Raw genomic sequence first — 16,247 nt, forward strand, 5'->3', positions numbered from 1 at the left:
AAAGTCGGCTTCTCTTTCATCAGTGACTTGTAGTTTAGTTTTTAATGGCCGAATTGATTTGGCTTTTATCCCCAGTACCTCTGACACTAATACATGGAGCACACCGCGCAGGCTCTCTTTTAATATTTTATCGTATCGCCCTGACATTTTATCTCACAGTAACACAATTGTGGAAAACCATTCACGCTATTTTGTCGGTACTACTGTGTAATCAAAGTGGCGTACTTTTGCTTCTCTGCTTTTTAATGGCAGCACGGATTGAAGATTCAGTCATCAGATGTAACCTTTATGTATGCCGTTTGGTCTCCAGGTCGGGGATATGACGCCGGTGTTGGTTTCCATTAGCGCATAAAGCGCCCAACCTGCAGTGGAGCTTCCATATCTGTCATTTATGCTGTCCACAGCGTTAAGAAGTGCTCGTCTTTTGTTAATTTCCTCAAATAACGAAATCTGCCCCGTGTCCTCTGTCAGTCCTGACAGGCTTACACCGAGCAGGCGTATCGGCTCTTTAAGCCGCTGCTCTTTTATTATCTCCATAGCGGTTGAAAATATGCTGTGAGAGTCATTTGTATATACTCTCAATTTCTTTTGTCTTGTATAGGTTTCAAAACTTTTATATCTTATCGTCACAGTAATGACTGAACCCATGTATTTATGTTTTCTTGCCCGTGCCCCCACCATCTCTGAAAGTTTTAGCAGATATGCCTCTATCTCAATTTTTCGCCAGATGTCTCCTGGTAGGGTCATACTGTGCCCTATGGATTTAACTGTTCCTGTGCCGTGGAGCTCATGTGATGATACTGCTAAGTCATCAATCCCCTGTCCCATAGCCTTAAGCCGCTCACCGATTATGCCAAAGCGGCTTCTTAGCATTGATGATGAGGCGCGCCCAAGCTCCCCGCAGGTGTTTATCCCTATTGCCCTCAATTTCTCAGCCATATGTCTGCCTATTCCCCAAAGTTCCTTTGTGGGAAGGTCTGCAAGCATTGCTTTAGACTCCTCTTTTGTTAACATCTTAAGACCATCCGGTTTTGATAAATCGGACACGAGTTTTGCCATCAGCTTGTTATAACTTATCCCTATAGTTGCATTTATTCCAAAGAGTTTTTTGATTTCGGATTTTATCTCTGCCCCTATCCTCATAGCACCGCCAAACAGATGTTGTGTGTCAGTCACATCAAGAAACGCCTCATCCACCGAGTACACCTCCACATCGGGGGTGTACTTCATGTAGATTCTGGACAGCTCCGAGCACGTGTAAGTGTATTTTCTGTTGTTTCCGACAACAAGGATAATCTCAGGGCAAGCCGCTTTGGCCTCGTAGATATTCATACCGGTCTTAACGCCGCGTGTTCTGGCCTCGTAGGATGCCGTGGTTATTATCGTTCTTTTGTTTGAGCCGATTACCCCTATGGGTTTTCCTAAAAGATGCGGATTGGACTTTTGCTCAATTGACGCAAAATAGGCATCCATATCTATGAGCATTATAATTTTCATGCCACTTGGCATCATGCCTCAACTTTCTCCAGCATCCACACTATTGAAAGGCTGTTAAAACTTAACTCATAGACGGCACATCCATCGGTTACTGAGAAGTGATAAATCCGGGCATCTCCCTCTCTGTCTTGCCAAAAGTACGTTATCTCTTTTATTTCCACTGTTTGGTTTGACCATTTAAACTTTAATGGTTTTAGTTTTGTATCAACGCCAAAGGAGGCAAGTACAGTTATGCGCTCTCCAACATACACCATGAGTTACTAAAACCTCCTCACAACACCGGCCACCTTGCCAATTATCAGCACATCTGCGGCATCTGCAGTGATGGCCTCCATGTTTTTATTTTCCGGCACTAATCTTACACGTGCACCATCTGCGTATATCCTCTTAACCGTTGCTTCATCTCCTATCATTGCTATGCCAATGTCTCCATTTGCCAAAACCCTGTCCTTATCCACAAACACGATGTCGCCCTCAAGTATGCCGGCATCTTTCATGCTGTCCCCTTTTACTCTCAGTGCAAAACCAGCCGCCAGGTTAAAGAGGCTCTTATCTATATCAAGATACTCCTCTATGTCCTCAATGGCAAGAGTGGGGTTTCCAGCCCGTACGGTACCAAGCAGGGGGATTTTCTGCAGGTTTGGCATTCTCATGCCGGAGACCTCCAGCGCTCTTTGTTTAAGTGGTTCCTGCCTTAGATACCCCTTCCTCTTAAGGGCATCCACGTGATGTTTTGCCGATACCGGACTTCTAAACCCAAACCGGCTGCATATCTCCCGTATTGTCGGAGGATACCCTATCGTTGTAATATGCTCCTTTATAAACTCAAGGACTTCATTTTGTTTGTATGTTAGTTCCTTTCCATGCTCTGTCACTTTACCACCTCCTTAAATATAGCGTACAATTGTACTATAATACATTTGTTCGGTATGTGTCAAGAGTTTTTTTGTCTGAATTGCGCGTGTTGCTTTTATTTATGAAGTGTGTTAGCATTTATTTTGGAGGTTGGTCGCTAATACAGGCAGGGAGTTTACTTTATGAGAATACTGGTAGCCGAAGATGACTTTGCAAGCCGCACAATGTTGCAGCGTTTTTTAGAAGATTACGGAGATGTAGATGTTGTAATAAACGGAGCGGAGGCGGTTTCTGCTTTCACACTCGCTTTGGAAAATAATCAACCATATAGTATCGTTTGTCTTGATGTTATGATGCCTGAGATGGACGGCCTTACAGCATTAGGAAAGATGCGGATTAAAGAAAAATCTATGAAAATTACATCTGAAAACGAGGCCAAAATTATTATAACCACAGCTTTGGATTTCCTTCAAAACTACCACACTACCAGCCGCAATCGTCTTGTCAGGTGTAATGATTACATTATAAAACCAATTGATTTAGAAAAAATGGCTGAAATTCTTGAAAAATACGGAGTATCCAAAGAATAGAGACGGCTCTGGCTCTGGTTGCCACTGCAGCCGCACTTCAGAACATCTTACCCGCAGGCTTTGCAAGATAAGTGTTCATCTCTTTTAAAACTTTCTCTAATTCAAATTGTATATTTTCTACGAAAGTTTGTATTTGTTTATCATCGGCCAAGGTATCATTTACTTTTGAGAGAGCTACCTCCATTCTAAAGGTCTCACTTTTAAGCGCTGTGGCGCTAACATTGGCAGACATTCCCTCAATCAAATGAACCTGCTTTTTTAACTCTCCGACACTTCTTTCTTCAAACAGTTTTTTAAGAAAAGCTACCTGTCTGGGAGCATCTTCAACAAACGCCTGCCACATGTCTCTGACGATATTTTCATCATTTTTAACTCTCTTTAGCAGCTTCTCTATATTTAATGACATTGCTGAGGTACGTTGAGCCGGACGGTTTGTAACCACAGGGTTGGCAACGGAGGAAATATCATCCGATGTGGATTCAGATTCAGGCTTTACTTGTAATGACGCCGTATATTTTTCAATCAAAGCATATAGCTCATCAGCATCCAGCGGCTTTGAAATATAATCAGTCATTCCTGCTTCAAGATAGCGCTCCCTGTCTCCTCTTAGTGCATTGGCAGTCATTGCTATGACTGGTACATCTTTATTTATCTCACACTCTTTTGAGCCTCTTATGTGCTTTGTTGCTTCTAAACCATCCATCCCAGGCATCTGCACATCCATAAGGACTATATCAAAGCGGGTTTTAGAGAGTTTTTCTATTGCCTCCTGTCCGTTTCCTGCTACAACAGACATATACCCTTGTCTGTCCAGCAATTTAACTGCAAGTGTTTGATTTACTACGTTATCATCGGTTACCAAAATGTTAAGTGACTTTCTTGACTCCAGCACCATATGGCGAGTCAGTAACGGCGCCTCAGGGTTATCCCAGTTTGCTGTCAGAAGCGAAAGGATTTCCATTAAATCAGATTTATAGATTGGTTTGGTTATAAGCCCTGAAATGCCAAGAGCACGGCACTGTACGTCATCTCCTCTTAAGCCGGCTGCTAATATCATAATTACTTTAACTTGCGACAGCTTTTCCATGGATTTCATATTCTTGGCAAACTCAAAACCGTCCATGTCAGCCAGTTGAAAATCTAAAATAACTATGTCGTATTTAATAGTTGAAAAGGTAAGTTTACCCGATGCCTCGTAGCCGCTTAAAGCCGAATCGGTAAAAAACCCCGCATTTTTCAGCATCTCAACAATTCTCTGGTTTGTGGTAGCGTTACTGTCCACTACCAGTATGTGTTTATTCTTAAATTCAATCTTTTCCTTATGAGCGGTGGTTGTGGAGGGGGTTGATGATTTTAAAAACCCGGCGGTGAAATAGAAGGTGCTACCCTTACCTGTGTCACTTTCTAACCAAATATCGCCTCCAAGCATTGCCACTATCTTTTTCACTATGGCAAGCCCCAGCCCTGTGCCCTGAAACCTCTTGGTTGCAATCTCCTCAAGCATGGTAAAGGTGTCAAAAATTATATCTTGTTTCTCTTTTGGAATTCCTATTCCGGTATCGGAAACTGAAAATTGCAATGTTTGAGGTTTTTCAAAGTCTGAAGGTTCTGTTTCTAAAGCAGTGGAGGGCAGATTCACTTTTAACTCTATTTTACCCTTCTCTGTAAATTTTATTGAGTTCCCGATTAAATTAAGCAGCACTTGTCTAAGCAGCCCCACATCTCCTCTTAAAGCTGTCGGCACATCCGATGATATTTCCACATTAAGCTTTAGCCCTTTATTGGCTGCGATAAGTGCCATCGGTTCTACCGTGGTTTTTATTGCTGTGAGCAAATCAAAATCCACCACCTTGATATCCATCTTACCGGCCTCTATTTTAGATAGATCCAGTACGTCGTTTAAAATATCAAGCAGATGCATTGATGAGTTTTTAACTATGGTAAGGTACTCCCTCTGTTCTGTATCAAGGAGAGTGTCAAGGGCCAGGTTAGTCATTCCAATTATGCCATTCATAGGAGTGCGAAACTCATGGCTCATATTGGCTAAAAATGCGCTTTTTGCTTTGTTTGCCTCTTCTGCCGACTCTTTTGCTTTGCGTAGTTTTTCTGTTTTTGCCATGACCTTTGCTTCAAGGTCTTTATTTAAGTTTATTAAGTTTTTCTCACTCTCTTTTAATGCCTCTTTGCTTTGTGTTTCTCTTATTATTAGCTTCTTACCTTTTTTTAAAATAACAAATGCACCGGCAAGTCCCAAACACAAAAATAAAAAGTGTGATAATACCATAATCAATATATAATGTCTCTCCATCTTGAGATAAGGCGTCATAGGCACAGAGACATCTATACCACCGCGAACGTCCCCAACTTTATAACCTTGATGGCCATGGCATTTCAGGCAGCTTTTCTTTGCTATCATAGGGCGCATCAGACGCAAATAAGGCTCACCGTTAATTGCTGTTACCTCAAATATATCATCTCTCTTACCGGATTCAAATGCCTTAAGCGCTTTAGTTTCCCATTCGTCAGGTTTATTTATAGGGTTTAAGCACCTAAGACTCGTAACATGCTCTTTCACGCCATATAGTACATCATAGTCAGCCATCATCTGTCTGAACATATAAGCAGCATTCATAAGTGTTAATGCTTTGTTTGTATTTGTAACTACGTCTCTGTCTGGAACAAAAGTAAGATGCGGGTTTGGTGGCGTTATGTTGTCTGGGGGGACATAGACACCTCCATGGCTGGCCACCCAATTTCCAAATGCAAGGTCTTTGTTTAAATTTGCAATAGCTTCTTTTTTTGCAATACACATAAGATCTTTATGTCTGTCAAAAATATTCCATACAAGTGATCCCAGGACAATGACTGTCCATAGAACAGAAATTAAAATTATTATTCTGAGAAGATATGCATAATGTAATTTATAAGTGTCGGTATTTTCCATAATCAGCTCCAGATAACCATTAAATCGCTCACCCTCATACACACATAAAACACGGTGCTCTGTTAAGCATTACCAAGACAGTCCTGTCCGCCTCTGTTGCATTGTATCACTTTTCTGGCTCTTTGTCAAAACAAGTATGTAAAGAGCCAAAATTATTTTCAAACGCTAAAACTACAAATCTTCTCTTTTAGAACATCTTACCCACGGGCTTTGAAAGGTAAGTGTTAATCTCCTTCAAAACCTTCTCTAATTCAAATTGTATATTTTCTATAAAAGTTTGCATTTTAGTATCATCATTGAAGGCATCATTCATTTTTGAGAGTGCTACCTCCATTCTAAAGGCTTCACTTTTAAGTGCTGAGGCGCTAACATTGGCAGACATTCCCTTAATCAGATGAATCTGCTTTTTTAGCTCTACTACATTTTTTACATCAAACAGTTTTTTAAGAAAAGCTACCTGTCCTGGAGCATCCTCAACAAACGCCTGCCACATGTCCCTGATGATAGCCTCATCATTTCTAACTCTCTTTAGTAGTTTCTCTATATTTAGTGACATTACAGATATCCGTTGAGCTGGTTGTTGTAAACCCATAGGCTGTGTAGTGGATTCTTGCTCAATTAAAGGTGTTTTGGCCATTGCTTGTCCGTAGGCACTGTGTTTTTCAATTAAAGCATATAACTCATCCGCATCCAACGGTTTTGAAATATAATCAGTCATTCCTGCTTCAAGATAGCGCTCCCTGTCTCCTCTCAGAGCATTGGCAGTCATTGCAATTACAGGCACGTCTTTATTTATCTCACACTCTTTTGCCCCTCTTATACGCTTAGTTGCTTCTAAACCATCCATCTCTGGCATCTGCACATCCATAAGAACTACATCAAAACGGGTTTTAGAGAGTTTTTCTATTGCTTTGCGTCCATTTTCTGCCACAACCGGTGTAACCCCATTTTTTTGCAAAAGTTTAATGGCAAGTGTCTGATTTACGATATTATCTTCAACTAACAAAATCTGAAGTGACTCTCCTGATTTTTTCACCATATAACGGGTTAACAATGGAGCCTCAGAGTTATCCCAATTCTCTATTAACTTAGAGAGTATTCCAATTAAATCAGACTTATAAATAGGTTTGGCTACGTAGCCGGAAATGCCGGATTCCCTGCATTGTGCATCAACTTCTTTTAAATCAGCCGATACAAGCATGATTATTTTAACCTGCGATAGTTTTTCAATAGTTTTCATGTTTTTTGAAAATGCAAATCCGTCCATATCGGAGAGCTGGAAATCTACAATTACAATATCATGTTTCTGTGCTGAAAAGTTAAGGATACCTGAGGCTTCATAACCACCTGTGGCTGTATCAACCTGAAATCCCTCGCTGCGTATCATATCGGCTATTTTTTTGTTTGTTGAGTTATTACTGTCAACTACAAGTATGCGCTTATTTCTGGATTCAATCTTCCCTTCACATGTAGCTGCAAAGTCAGGGTTGGTTGATTTTAAAAACCCTGCGGTGAAATGGAAGGTGCTGCCCTTACCTGACTCACTTTCCACCCAAATCCTGCCTCCAAATATTGCTACAATCTTTTTTACTATGGCAAGCCCCAGCCCTGTACCTTCAAACCTCCTGGATGCAACATCTTCAAGCATGGTAAATGTGTCAAAAATTATATCCTGTTTTTCTTTGGGAATGCCTGTTCCGGTATCGGAGACTAAAAAGTGCAGCATCTGTGGTTCATCAGGAGCTGAAGGTTCCATTTTTAATGGCGTTTGAGCCATAGCCACTTTTAACTCTATTTTACCCTTCTCTGTAAACTTCAGAGAGTTACCGATTAGATTAACCAGCACCTGTCTCAACATGCCTATATCACCTTTTAAAGCTGCAGGCACATCCGGTGATATTTCGACATTAAATTTAAGCCCTTTGTTGGTTGCCGTAATTGCCATAGGTTCTATCGTGGTTTTTATCGCTGTAAACAAATTAAAATCTACCACCTTTATGTCAATCTTACCGGCTTCTATTTTAGATATATCAAGTACGTCGTTTAAAATATCAAGCAGGTGCATTGCTGAGTTTTTAACTATGCTGAGATACTCCCTCTGTTCTGTATCAAGGAGAGTATCCAGCGCAAGGTTAGTCATTCCAATTATACCGTTCATGGGGGTACGAAACTCATGGCTCATATTAGCTAAAAATGTGCTCTTTGCTTTGTTTGCTTTTTCTGCAGTCTCTTTCGCTTTGAGTAACTCCTCGGTTTTTCCTTCAAGCATTTTTTCTAAGATTTTACGTTCAATTATTCCAGTCATTATATTTGCTACTGAGGCCAAACATTGTTCCTCTAAAACATCTCGTTTATGCCCCTTAAGTGTATATAGATTTATAACACCTAACGCCTTCTCACCGGACATCAGAGGGATACAGTAATGTCCGTGGTCTTGCATACCCTCAAATATCATCTCATGCTCTTCATCTAACGAGGATTTAAATATAATCTTACCTGTTTTGGCTGCACGCCCGCACAGACATTTTCCTAATGGCAGATAACCACATAAATTAAATAGTTTTGTGGAAATTCCTTTTTGAGCCTTCATTACAAGAATATCCGGATTGTCTTCTATTAAAAAGATACATCCGGTAGTTTTTTCTGAAAGCCATGAGATATTACTGATTATTTCAAGTATCTTTTGTAATTGTTCCTCTAAGGAAATTGGTTCAAGCGATACCAGCAATACCTGATTTATCACGGATTGTATTAAGCAATTATTTTGACTATTTTCTTCTTGTAACAGCACATCCATACTCAGCTCCGTCTATAGAATTTGTTTTAGTTAATTCCAGCGATTTTAATAAGATGTTTTTGAAGCCCGGTCTTAAGAGGCTCATTTCCATGTACTGGAACAGAAATACGTGTAATAAAACCGTCCTTAGCGTAAATATGATGGCTTCCATTAACACGTCTGAGTTGCCATCCATTTTCTTCAAGAAGACGGCACAGTGCTTTTCCACTTATGGCCTTCAAACAGCTATCTCTAAAACTTTATCTTTACCTGATATGGTAATGTCTTTAATGTCCACAGACAAACAGCCCTCTACTGCTTCGTAAATATTATTTAACAAGTCATCAAATGAATCACCTTGAGTTGCACAGCCTGGAATTGCCGGTACTTCTGCCCAGTAACCTCCCTCCTCTGCCTCATGTACCACTACTTTTAGTTTCATAGTTTCTACCCCTTTTTTGGATTTACATTATTATAAAACCATCTAACGGCATTATAACCTATTGTGATAAAAACGGTAAAATCTTTGGCAAGAGTGATTTATCGTTGTTGACAAAACCGCATATCTGTTCATATACTTAATATTATGGAGACTCTTGAAAGAGACTTAGACTTGACGGAAATAATTGAGGGAGAGGAAATTATGGGGCCAAGTCCGTTTGGAAAACATCAGGATATTGTATTGAATCTCATAAAAATAATACTTTTCCATTTAGAAAAAAATAATGTGGGCAAATTGTGCGTTTCCCCTCTTGATGTAATCTTTGAAGAGGAGATTAACAGGCTGCAGCCAGATTTATTATTCATACGGAAAGAGAATATGGCTATTTTTCAGGATTGGGTAAGAGGTGTGCCGGATATGGTATGTGAGATAGTCTCTTCAGGCACCTACGTAAGAGACACAGCCGTAAAAAGAGCAATATATGAAAAATACAGGGTGCCGGAGTACTGGATAGTCATACCGGAGTTTAACGCTGTTGAGATTCTAATCATAGAAGATGGTAAGTATAAGACATATTCCTTTGCAGAACTTGAGGGCGTGGTTAAATCTAAGGTCATAGACGGACTCGAGGTTAATATCAAAGATGTGTTTGAGTAGCCAGCGGTTGCATATTACACCTTTAATGTAGCAATTACTTTCGGATTACGGGGAACTATCATTTACATTAAGAGATTTCAGCATATCCTCGGCTGTAGCGATTCCTTTCTCATCGGCCAGTCCCTGATATGACAACAGTGCACGCTGGAAATATTTCTGAGCTTCTTGTTTATTCCCTTCTTTAAGGAAAGTTGTCCCCAGTCCCATTAAGTCAGCGGCAACCTTCTGTCCCTCTCCAAGCGCCTTGTCTATTTGCAGAGCGGAAGTGTAGTATTTGACGGCATCGTTAAATTTATTCAGGTTTTCGTACCCCTTAGCCATTATTCTGAATGAGTTTGAGAGCTCATTTTTTTGCTCCGGTGCCTTGTTTAACTCTGCCCCTTTTTTAGCAAGCAGCAGAGCTTCGCTGTACTGCTTTTTATCGAGAGCCAGTCTGGCTTTTAAATTATAGATTTTTCCGGCTGTTGTGCAACTTTTTATACAGTTATTAAGAGCGGTATCTGCCCATTTTGCTGCTGCGGTCTGATTGCCTCCCTCAAAATAAATCAAACCGTTTAGGAACGCTGCCTCAGCTAAGACATCATTAGGGAGCGAAAAAGGGGGAGTATTGTTCTCTAATAGCATCTCCAGAAATCTGTGTGCATCCTCAGGTTTGGCAATCTCTCTGTAAACCCTTGCAATATTTATTATATTGACCCCTATCCCGTATTCGTTTTCATAGGAGTAGTCCACATTAAGCGCGGCCTCATAGAGTTTAAGCGCTCTTTGGTAGTTCCCAGCTTTAAATTCGGAGTCAGCCTCCGTGGCAAGTTTTATAGCTTTAGCCTCAGAATCAGATACAACAGGGGCAGAGCCGCAGCCTGCGACAGTTATAAGCAGTGCTGCCAAAAATAATAATGCACTTAGCCTGATATTCATGTTTATTTAAAACCGCTGCTGTCTGTGTTAGGGAGTTTTTGTGACGGAGGGGTTATATAAGATCTGAAGGGCCACATCTTCTTAACCGAGTCCGTTAGCTCATCAGTGCTCCCTGCTATTGTCTTAGCCTTTTTCACTATGGCCGGGACGTCATCCGATGCAGATAGTGTCATCTTGCTGACATCAGTGGTTATCCTATTTATGTCATCCACGCTCTTATCAATCTTTTTAATTATTGGCGGCAGGGATGCGTCCACCCTTTGTACCAGTTGGGTGGTACTTTGCATCATATCTGCTAATTCTTTGTTCTTAGACTTAACGAGGTCATCGGTATCCTTAAGTAAAACATTAAGATGAGCTCCGGTCTTTATGAGTTCGGAGCTGAACACACGAAAGTTGCCAATTGACTGTTTTAAGTCTCCATTTGGATCGTTGATGTATTTGATTATATTTTTTATATCCAAAAGTACAGGGACTATCTCATCACGAAGCTCAGTTATCATTACTTTAAAATCCTTATCAGCGATAAACTCAAGGGTATCGTACTCTTTGACACTGCCGCTAACCTTAGTTCCAGTTGTTATATCTATCACGGAGTCCCCTATAAAACTATCCTTAGTCAAAGTCACAACAGAATCTTTCTTTATCCATTTAAGATATTTTGTTTTTATGGCCAAGGATACTCTCAGGCGGGCAATGTCGTCTAAGTTGAGTTTTTCCACGTTACCTATGGAAAATCCGCTTAACCTGACCTGCTGTCCCTCGTAAAGCCCTTTGCCGCTGCTTGTGTAGAAATAGAGAATTGTTTTAGCAGTAAAGAAATCCTGCTTATATCCCATGTATATGAGAGCAAGAGCAAGGCCGATTAGTCCGGTAAGAATGAAAATCCCTACTTTTCGTTCTATGTTTTCAAATCTCTGATCAGTTCTCTTTAAGATGTCCATTCCACAAATCCATGCCCTGTCTGCTTAAAAGTCATGCAGTTGGTTATCTCTTTTAACGAATGCTCCCGTGATGATACATAAAGTGAAACTCTCCCCGGTAGCTTAAGGTGGTAATCCATAGTTAAAGTGACCATCCTCTTCACTGTGTCACCGGCTACGTCGGCAAATATAGAATCATACACAATTATCCGGCAATCCATCAACAATGTCCTTAAAAGTGCTGCGACTTGTTTTTCCCCGTCACTAAGAGCAGACGGCAGCATTGAAACATATGCCCGTAAGTCCTCTCTGTCAAGCCCAAGCTCTTCATAAAGCACTACAAGACGATCCTCTATCTCTCTTAGTTTCAACCCTTTATGGTATTTCACCGGCAGCGTTATATTTTCTAAGATGCTGAGGTTACTGATAAAGGCTAATTTTGATGAAGCTATCCCTAAATTTTTTATCATCCTGTTTCTTTCTTTTTCAGACACTGCCGCAATGCCCCTGCTGTCAATATAAACCTTACCGGAGTCAGGTACGCTAAAACCGGTTAAAAGGTGCAAAAAATCAGCCCTGTCATCATTTGTCTTTAAAAGCAACTTAGTCATGGAACCGTCCTTTAGTTCAAACGAAACATTTTTAAATCCCCTGTAATAAACATTTTCAAACTTAATCATAGTTGTGAGAAACTGAGGGTTATCAATCCCTCCAAAAAAAACAGTACAAACACGCTCTGCATAACGGTTGCCACGGTAGCCCGGGGAATTTCCCTTATTGAGGATTCAACCATCATGCCCTGATAACACGATATAGTTGAAATGGCAGTGCCGAAGAAAAAGCTCTTTATAAAGGATATAACTATGGCCTTAAAACTTAAAACAGAAAAAATACTCTTAAAGTATTTAAAAAAAGACACATCAAGCAGATAAGAAAACGTTAAAATGCCGCTGCCGATGGAAACAACCTGTAGATAGAAAGTAAGCATGACAACTGAAATGGTGATCCCGACAATTCTTGGTAGTATCAGATATTCAAGAGGCTCGATTCCCATAATTTGGATACTTTCAATTTCTTTATTAATTGACATCGAACCAAGCTCTGAGGCCACAGCAGCAGAGCTGCGAATTATTACCAGAAACGCTGCAAGAAGGGGGCCTATCCCGTTTACAACAGTGCTAATCAAAAGTTTACCGGTAAGCACCGCATCTGAACCCACTGTGCTTTTGACCTGCCAAACAATTAACACGCCGATAAATGCCCCAATGAGGGCAATCTTACTGAAGGCCTCAATTCCGGTAAAGTATATCTGTCTGTAGAGCAGACTTCTGACCGGCCCGATGCGCAATGCGGGCAGGCGGATTATAGTTACAAGGAAAAAAGTAAAAAAATGTATCAGATATGCAAATGAACTAGTTACTGATTTTCCAATACTTAGTGCTGTCTCTGAAAATAGTTTCATCTAAAACACACTCACGCAAGTCCGCCTATTCTATAGACAATAACTTTCTCCGTTTTACCTTTAAGCGATGCCTCACCGACTTGTTTAGCGTAGAATTTGTCTTTGGTATATTTGTATGTGGACTGGCCTATTAAAATTCTGCAAGGTCTGCCTGCAAACTCTTCATCCTCGAGATCCTTATCAAAACTCTCAAGCCTTGAGGCAGTGTTAACCGTGTCCCCTATTACAGTATATTCAAGGCGTTCGGAGCTTCCAAGACATCCGGCAATCAGAGGGCCTGTAAAAATCCCCACTCTCATACTGGTCTTGGGCAGCCCCTGCTTTGCCCATTTCTCATTTAGCTTTATAAGCTCCTGTTCCATACCAAGAGCGCTCAGGACGGCGTTTATAGCATCCTCTGAGATTTCCTCATCCGTGGTTCTCTCTACCGGCACACCAAATATTGCCATGACGGCATCCCCTATGTATTTATTAACGACCCCTCCATTTTTTAAAACCATACCAGCCATCGCATCCATATACTCGTTGAGCCAGTTCATAAGTCCTGCGGCGTCAAATTTTTCAGAGACAGAAGTAAATCCCTTTAAGTCAGTAAAAAGCACGGTAGCAGTCAACTTTTTGGGGCATGGCCTGCCATCTTTTATAAACTCATCCCGATTTTCCCAAAGCGATTGAGCCACTGTTTTAGATACGTGTTTACCAAAGAGATTCATAAGCATGTGTCTTTCAGCCTTTTCCTTTTTAGACATATAAGCGGTGATTGCTGCTCCGGAAAAGATAAATGATAAAATGGGCACACCTCCCGGAATCCACCAACCGGATATAAAACCAAAAAACGTTATGGCCACAATAGCAGATAAACTGCAAAGAGCCGCAACGACTAACCTTGAAAACGTCCTGAAAAAAAATCCGAGAGTGCCCCCTATCATCCCCCAAAAAATAATCCACACTATGACTGTGGTTTCAGATGGAAATTTTACAGGACTGTTGTCACCTTCAGCAAATCTGATAAGCTCGCTTACTGCATTAGCATGAAGGAGCATCCCCGGCGTGCCCTTTCCCATATTACTGCCGCCAAGAGGCGTGTAAAAAAAATCTTTCATACTGCCTGCAGTAACACCTACGATTACAATCTTTTCCTTCAGAGCCTGCGGAGGAATACTGTCGGAGAGAACATCTGCCAGAGTGAACGTTTTAAAAGGTCCTCCTTTAAAATCAATTAGAAACTGATATCCTCGCATATCCGCCACCGTATATCCGCCGTCACCTTGCTTAAGGGGTACAAAAACAGTCTTACCAAGTTTCATAAACCCTGTTGCTGCGTCTGAGGTGAGCACAATTGCCTTATTTTTAAGGTAAAATGCTGCCAGCCGCATGGCAAATGATGTAAAAAATGTCTTGCCGTCATCGAGAAATATTAGTCCTCGCCGGACGATACTGTCAGTGTCCACAGGCATATCATTAAATCCAGCCCGTTCAGGGTCTTTCAGCACATAGGGGGCTGCAATGGGGAGAGTTCCGGCATCTCCGAGTTTTTTAATGGCAATAATATTGCTATGCTCATGAAACACCTGTAGCAGCTCTTTGCCACCAGGCGGTACCGGTATGTCTCTGAATATGTCAAGCCCTACAACACATGGCTCCTGTTTAAAGATATGTTCGAACATGTAAGCCATAGTCTCATCGTCCATGGGCCACATCTGGAGTTTTTGTATGTCAGCCTCAGTAGCTTCTATTAATACGATCCTGTTATCAGGTTTTGTGTCTGAGCTACTGTGTCTCAGGTACCGGTCATAGATTAAAAGCTCTATCCTGTCAGTAAATCCTCTCTCTCTTGCTAAAATAACAAGAAACGAGACAATCGCTATTAAGACAAAACTTACAAAATGCTTTGATTTTATAAATTTTATAAAGTGCCGCATAACCTAAAGAGTTGTCCTCATAACGGCTCTCATCTGCCTGATTTCCAAAATAAACCTCTCTTTACACTTTTATAAACGCAAAAAAAAGTTCTACTTTTTAAAGTTTAAATACTTGAAGTTAAACGATTTTATCATTTAAATTGATAAAAAGACAAGATGTGTTATTAAATTATAAAATTATTTTATAAACCTCTTTACAATGTTATTTTATTTATGCTATTCTGCCGCAACCTTACAGGACTTGTGATATTTATCACAAGAAGGTTGAAGAATTTAATTCTATATGCTTTGATGCTATATGTGCGTACACAGGACTTATTGGCGTAAATTAAGACGAGAAAAAAGGGGGTGAGATAGTAAGTAAAAGATGTACTGTTGCAGGTTGTTTAATTAGTTATACAACTCTGTTTTTAAGGGTGGGTGAGACTTATTAACAATTAAAATGCCAGGAGGTCAAAGATGTCTATAAGGGTGTTGATAATCATTTCTTTTTCAATCTTATCAGTGGTGTTATTTACTGGATATCCAGCCGTTGTCTGTGGTGAAACAGAGACGGTAACCGGCATGGAGTTTGTGTCTGTAAAAGGCGGGTGTTTTCAGATGGGAGATACGACTGGGGAGGGAGATCCCAATGAAAGGCCTGCCCATGAGGTGTGCGTAAGTGATTTTTCGATGGGTAAGTATGAAGTGACCAACGAACAGTTTAGAAAATTCCGTTCAAGCCATGACAGCGGCAAATTCGAAAGACTAACTCTAAACGAAGACAAGCAGCCGGTAGTAAATGTTTCATGGGATGATGCAACAGCGTATGCAAAGTGGCTTTCATCGAAATCCGGCCACACATTCAGACTGCCGACAGAGGCCGAGTGGGAATATGCAGCACGCGGTGGTACAGCGTCAAGCCGTTACTGGGGAAATGATAACGCTGAGGCCTGTAAGTATGCAAACGTGGCAGATGCCACCGCTAAGAAAAGCTTTCCTAAATGGACATCTTTTAACTGCAGCGATGGATATTTAGTTTCAGCACCGGTAGGGAGTTTTAAACCAAACGCATATGGGCTTTATGACATGCTGGGTAATGCATGGGAATGGGTTGAGGATGTTTATAATGCAGAGGCATACAGCAAGCTACCCAAAAGTAATCCTATATATGAAGGCGTAGGTGAGTATCGTGTTGAGCGTGGCGGCGGTTGGAGCAACGGGCCGCTAGGCATCAGAAGCTCACATAGAGTAGGGCTTACTCCATCTTTTGGCCATCGTT

At 40.9% G+C, this 16,247-nt stretch carries 16 protein-coding genes; 3 read left to right on the plus strand and 13 right to left on the minus strand.

Features of this window, described 5'->3' with window-relative positions; all coding sequences use genetic code 11:
- From HQK88_16535 to lexA, 4 genes are all read right to left on the minus strand, one after another.
- A partial coding sequence (locus tag HQK88_16535) for a hypothetical protein (protein MBF0618407.1) occupies positions 1-147 on the minus strand: 147 nt, incomplete at its 3' end.
- A 126-nt stretch (positions 148-273) separates the two neighbouring features.
- Complete coding sequence (gene dinB, locus HQK88_16540; protein MBF0618408.1) at positions 274-1,512, minus strand: DNA polymerase IV; 1,239 nt, start codon at positions 1,510-1,512, stop codon at positions 274-276.
- On the minus strand, positions 1,509-1,751 hold the full coding sequence (locus HQK88_16545; protein MBF0618409.1) for a hypothetical protein: 243 nt from the start codon (positions 1,749-1,751) through the stop codon (positions 1,509-1,511). Before HQK88_16545 ends, dinB begins: the two co-directional genes overlap by 4 nt.
- Positions 1,752-1,757: 6 nt before the next feature.
- On the minus strand, positions 1,758-2,372 hold the full coding sequence (gene lexA / locus HQK88_16550) for a repressor LexA (GenBank protein ID MBF0618410.1): 615 nt from the start codon (positions 2,370-2,372) through the stop codon (positions 1,758-1,760).
- Between the two features lie 162 nt (positions 2,373-2,534).
- Between lexA and HQK88_16555 the strand changes: the two genes are divergently transcribed.
- On the plus strand, positions 2,535-2,942 hold the full coding sequence (locus HQK88_16555; protein ID MBF0618411.1) for a response regulator: 408 nt from the start codon (positions 2,535-2,537) through the stop codon (positions 2,940-2,942).
- 37 nt (positions 2,943-2,979) lie between these two features.
- Here the strand turns inward: HQK88_16555 and HQK88_16560 are convergent, their stop codons facing one another.
- The 4 genes from HQK88_16560 to HQK88_16575 all read right to left on the minus strand — a co-directional run bounded on the left by HQK88_16560 (position 2,980) and on the right by HQK88_16575 (position 9,104).
- Complete coding sequence (locus HQK88_16560) at positions 2,980-5,886, minus strand: response regulator (GenBank protein MBF0618412.1); 2,907 nt, start codon at positions 5,884-5,886, stop codon at positions 2,980-2,982.
- Between the two features lie 187 nt (positions 5,887-6,073).
- Positions 6,074-8,683: a response regulator gene (locus HQK88_16565; GenBank protein ID MBF0618413.1), complete on the minus strand. Its 2,610-nt coding sequence runs from the start codon at positions 8,681-8,683 to the stop codon at positions 6,074-6,076.
- Between the two features lie 26 nt (positions 8,684-8,709).
- Positions 8,710-8,904 (minus strand): type II toxin-antitoxin system HicA family toxin, encoded by a 195-nt coding sequence (locus HQK88_16570; GenBank protein ID MBF0618414.1) that lies wholly within the window; start codon positions 8,902-8,904, stop codon positions 8,710-8,712.
- Positions 8,901-9,104 (minus strand): type II toxin-antitoxin system HicB family antitoxin, encoded by a 204-nt coding sequence (locus HQK88_16575; protein MBF0618415.1) that lies wholly within the window; start codon positions 9,102-9,104, stop codon positions 8,901-8,903. Before HQK88_16575 ends, HQK88_16570 begins: the two co-directional genes overlap by 4 nt.
- Before the next feature lie 144 nt (positions 9,105-9,248).
- Between HQK88_16575 and HQK88_16580 the strand changes: the two genes are divergently transcribed.
- A complete protein-coding gene (locus tag HQK88_16580; protein MBF0618416.1) occupies positions 9,249-9,761 on the plus strand; it encodes a Uma2 family endonuclease in 513 nt (170 codons plus the stop codon).
- A gap of 45 nt (positions 9,762-9,806) precedes the next feature.
- Here the strand turns inward: HQK88_16580 and HQK88_16585 are convergent, their stop codons facing one another.
- Genes HQK88_16585 through HQK88_16605 form a run of 5 tightly spaced genes read right to left on the minus strand, consistent with a single transcriptional unit; the run spans position 9,807 to position 14,986 of the window.
- Positions 9,807-10,679 carry a tetratricopeptide repeat protein gene (locus tag HQK88_16585; GenBank protein ID MBF0618417.1) on the minus strand — a complete coding sequence of 291 codons (873 nt, stop codon included), beginning with the start codon at positions 10,677-10,679 and terminating at the stop codon, positions 9,807-9,809.
- A 2-nt stretch (positions 10,680-10,681) separates the two neighbouring features.
- Complete coding sequence (locus HQK88_16590) at positions 10,682-11,623, minus strand: MCE family protein (protein ID MBF0618418.1); 942 nt, start codon at positions 11,621-11,623, stop codon at positions 10,682-10,684.
- Positions 11,611-12,282 (minus strand): ATP-binding cassette domain-containing protein, encoded by a 672-nt coding sequence (locus HQK88_16595; protein MBF0618419.1) that lies wholly within the window; start codon positions 12,280-12,282, stop codon positions 11,611-11,613. Before HQK88_16595 ends, HQK88_16590 begins: the two co-directional genes overlap by 13 nt.
- Positions 12,279-13,064, minus strand: coding sequence for an ABC transporter permease (locus HQK88_16600; GenBank protein MBF0618420.1), 786 nt, complete (start codon positions 13,062-13,064; stop codon positions 12,279-12,281). Before HQK88_16600 ends, HQK88_16595 begins: the two co-directional genes overlap by 4 nt.
- 11 nt (positions 13,065-13,075) lie before the next feature.
- On the minus strand, positions 13,076-14,986 hold the full coding sequence (locus HQK88_16605; GenBank protein MBF0618421.1) for an adenylate/guanylate cyclase domain-containing protein: 1,911 nt from the start codon (positions 14,984-14,986) through the stop codon (positions 13,076-13,078).
- Positions 14,987-15,445: 459 nt separating this feature from the next.
- Between HQK88_16605 and HQK88_16610 the strand changes: the two genes are divergently transcribed.
- Positions 15,446-16,247 (plus strand): formylglycine-generating enzyme family protein (locus HQK88_16610; GenBank protein ID MBF0618422.1); only part of this gene is annotated, 802 nt, incomplete at its 3' end.

The sequence above is a fragment of the Nitrospirota bacterium genome, from assembly GCA_015233895.1.
Lineage (GTDB): Bacteria > Nitrospirota > Thermodesulfovibrionia > Thermodesulfovibrionales > Magnetobacteriaceae > Magnetomonas.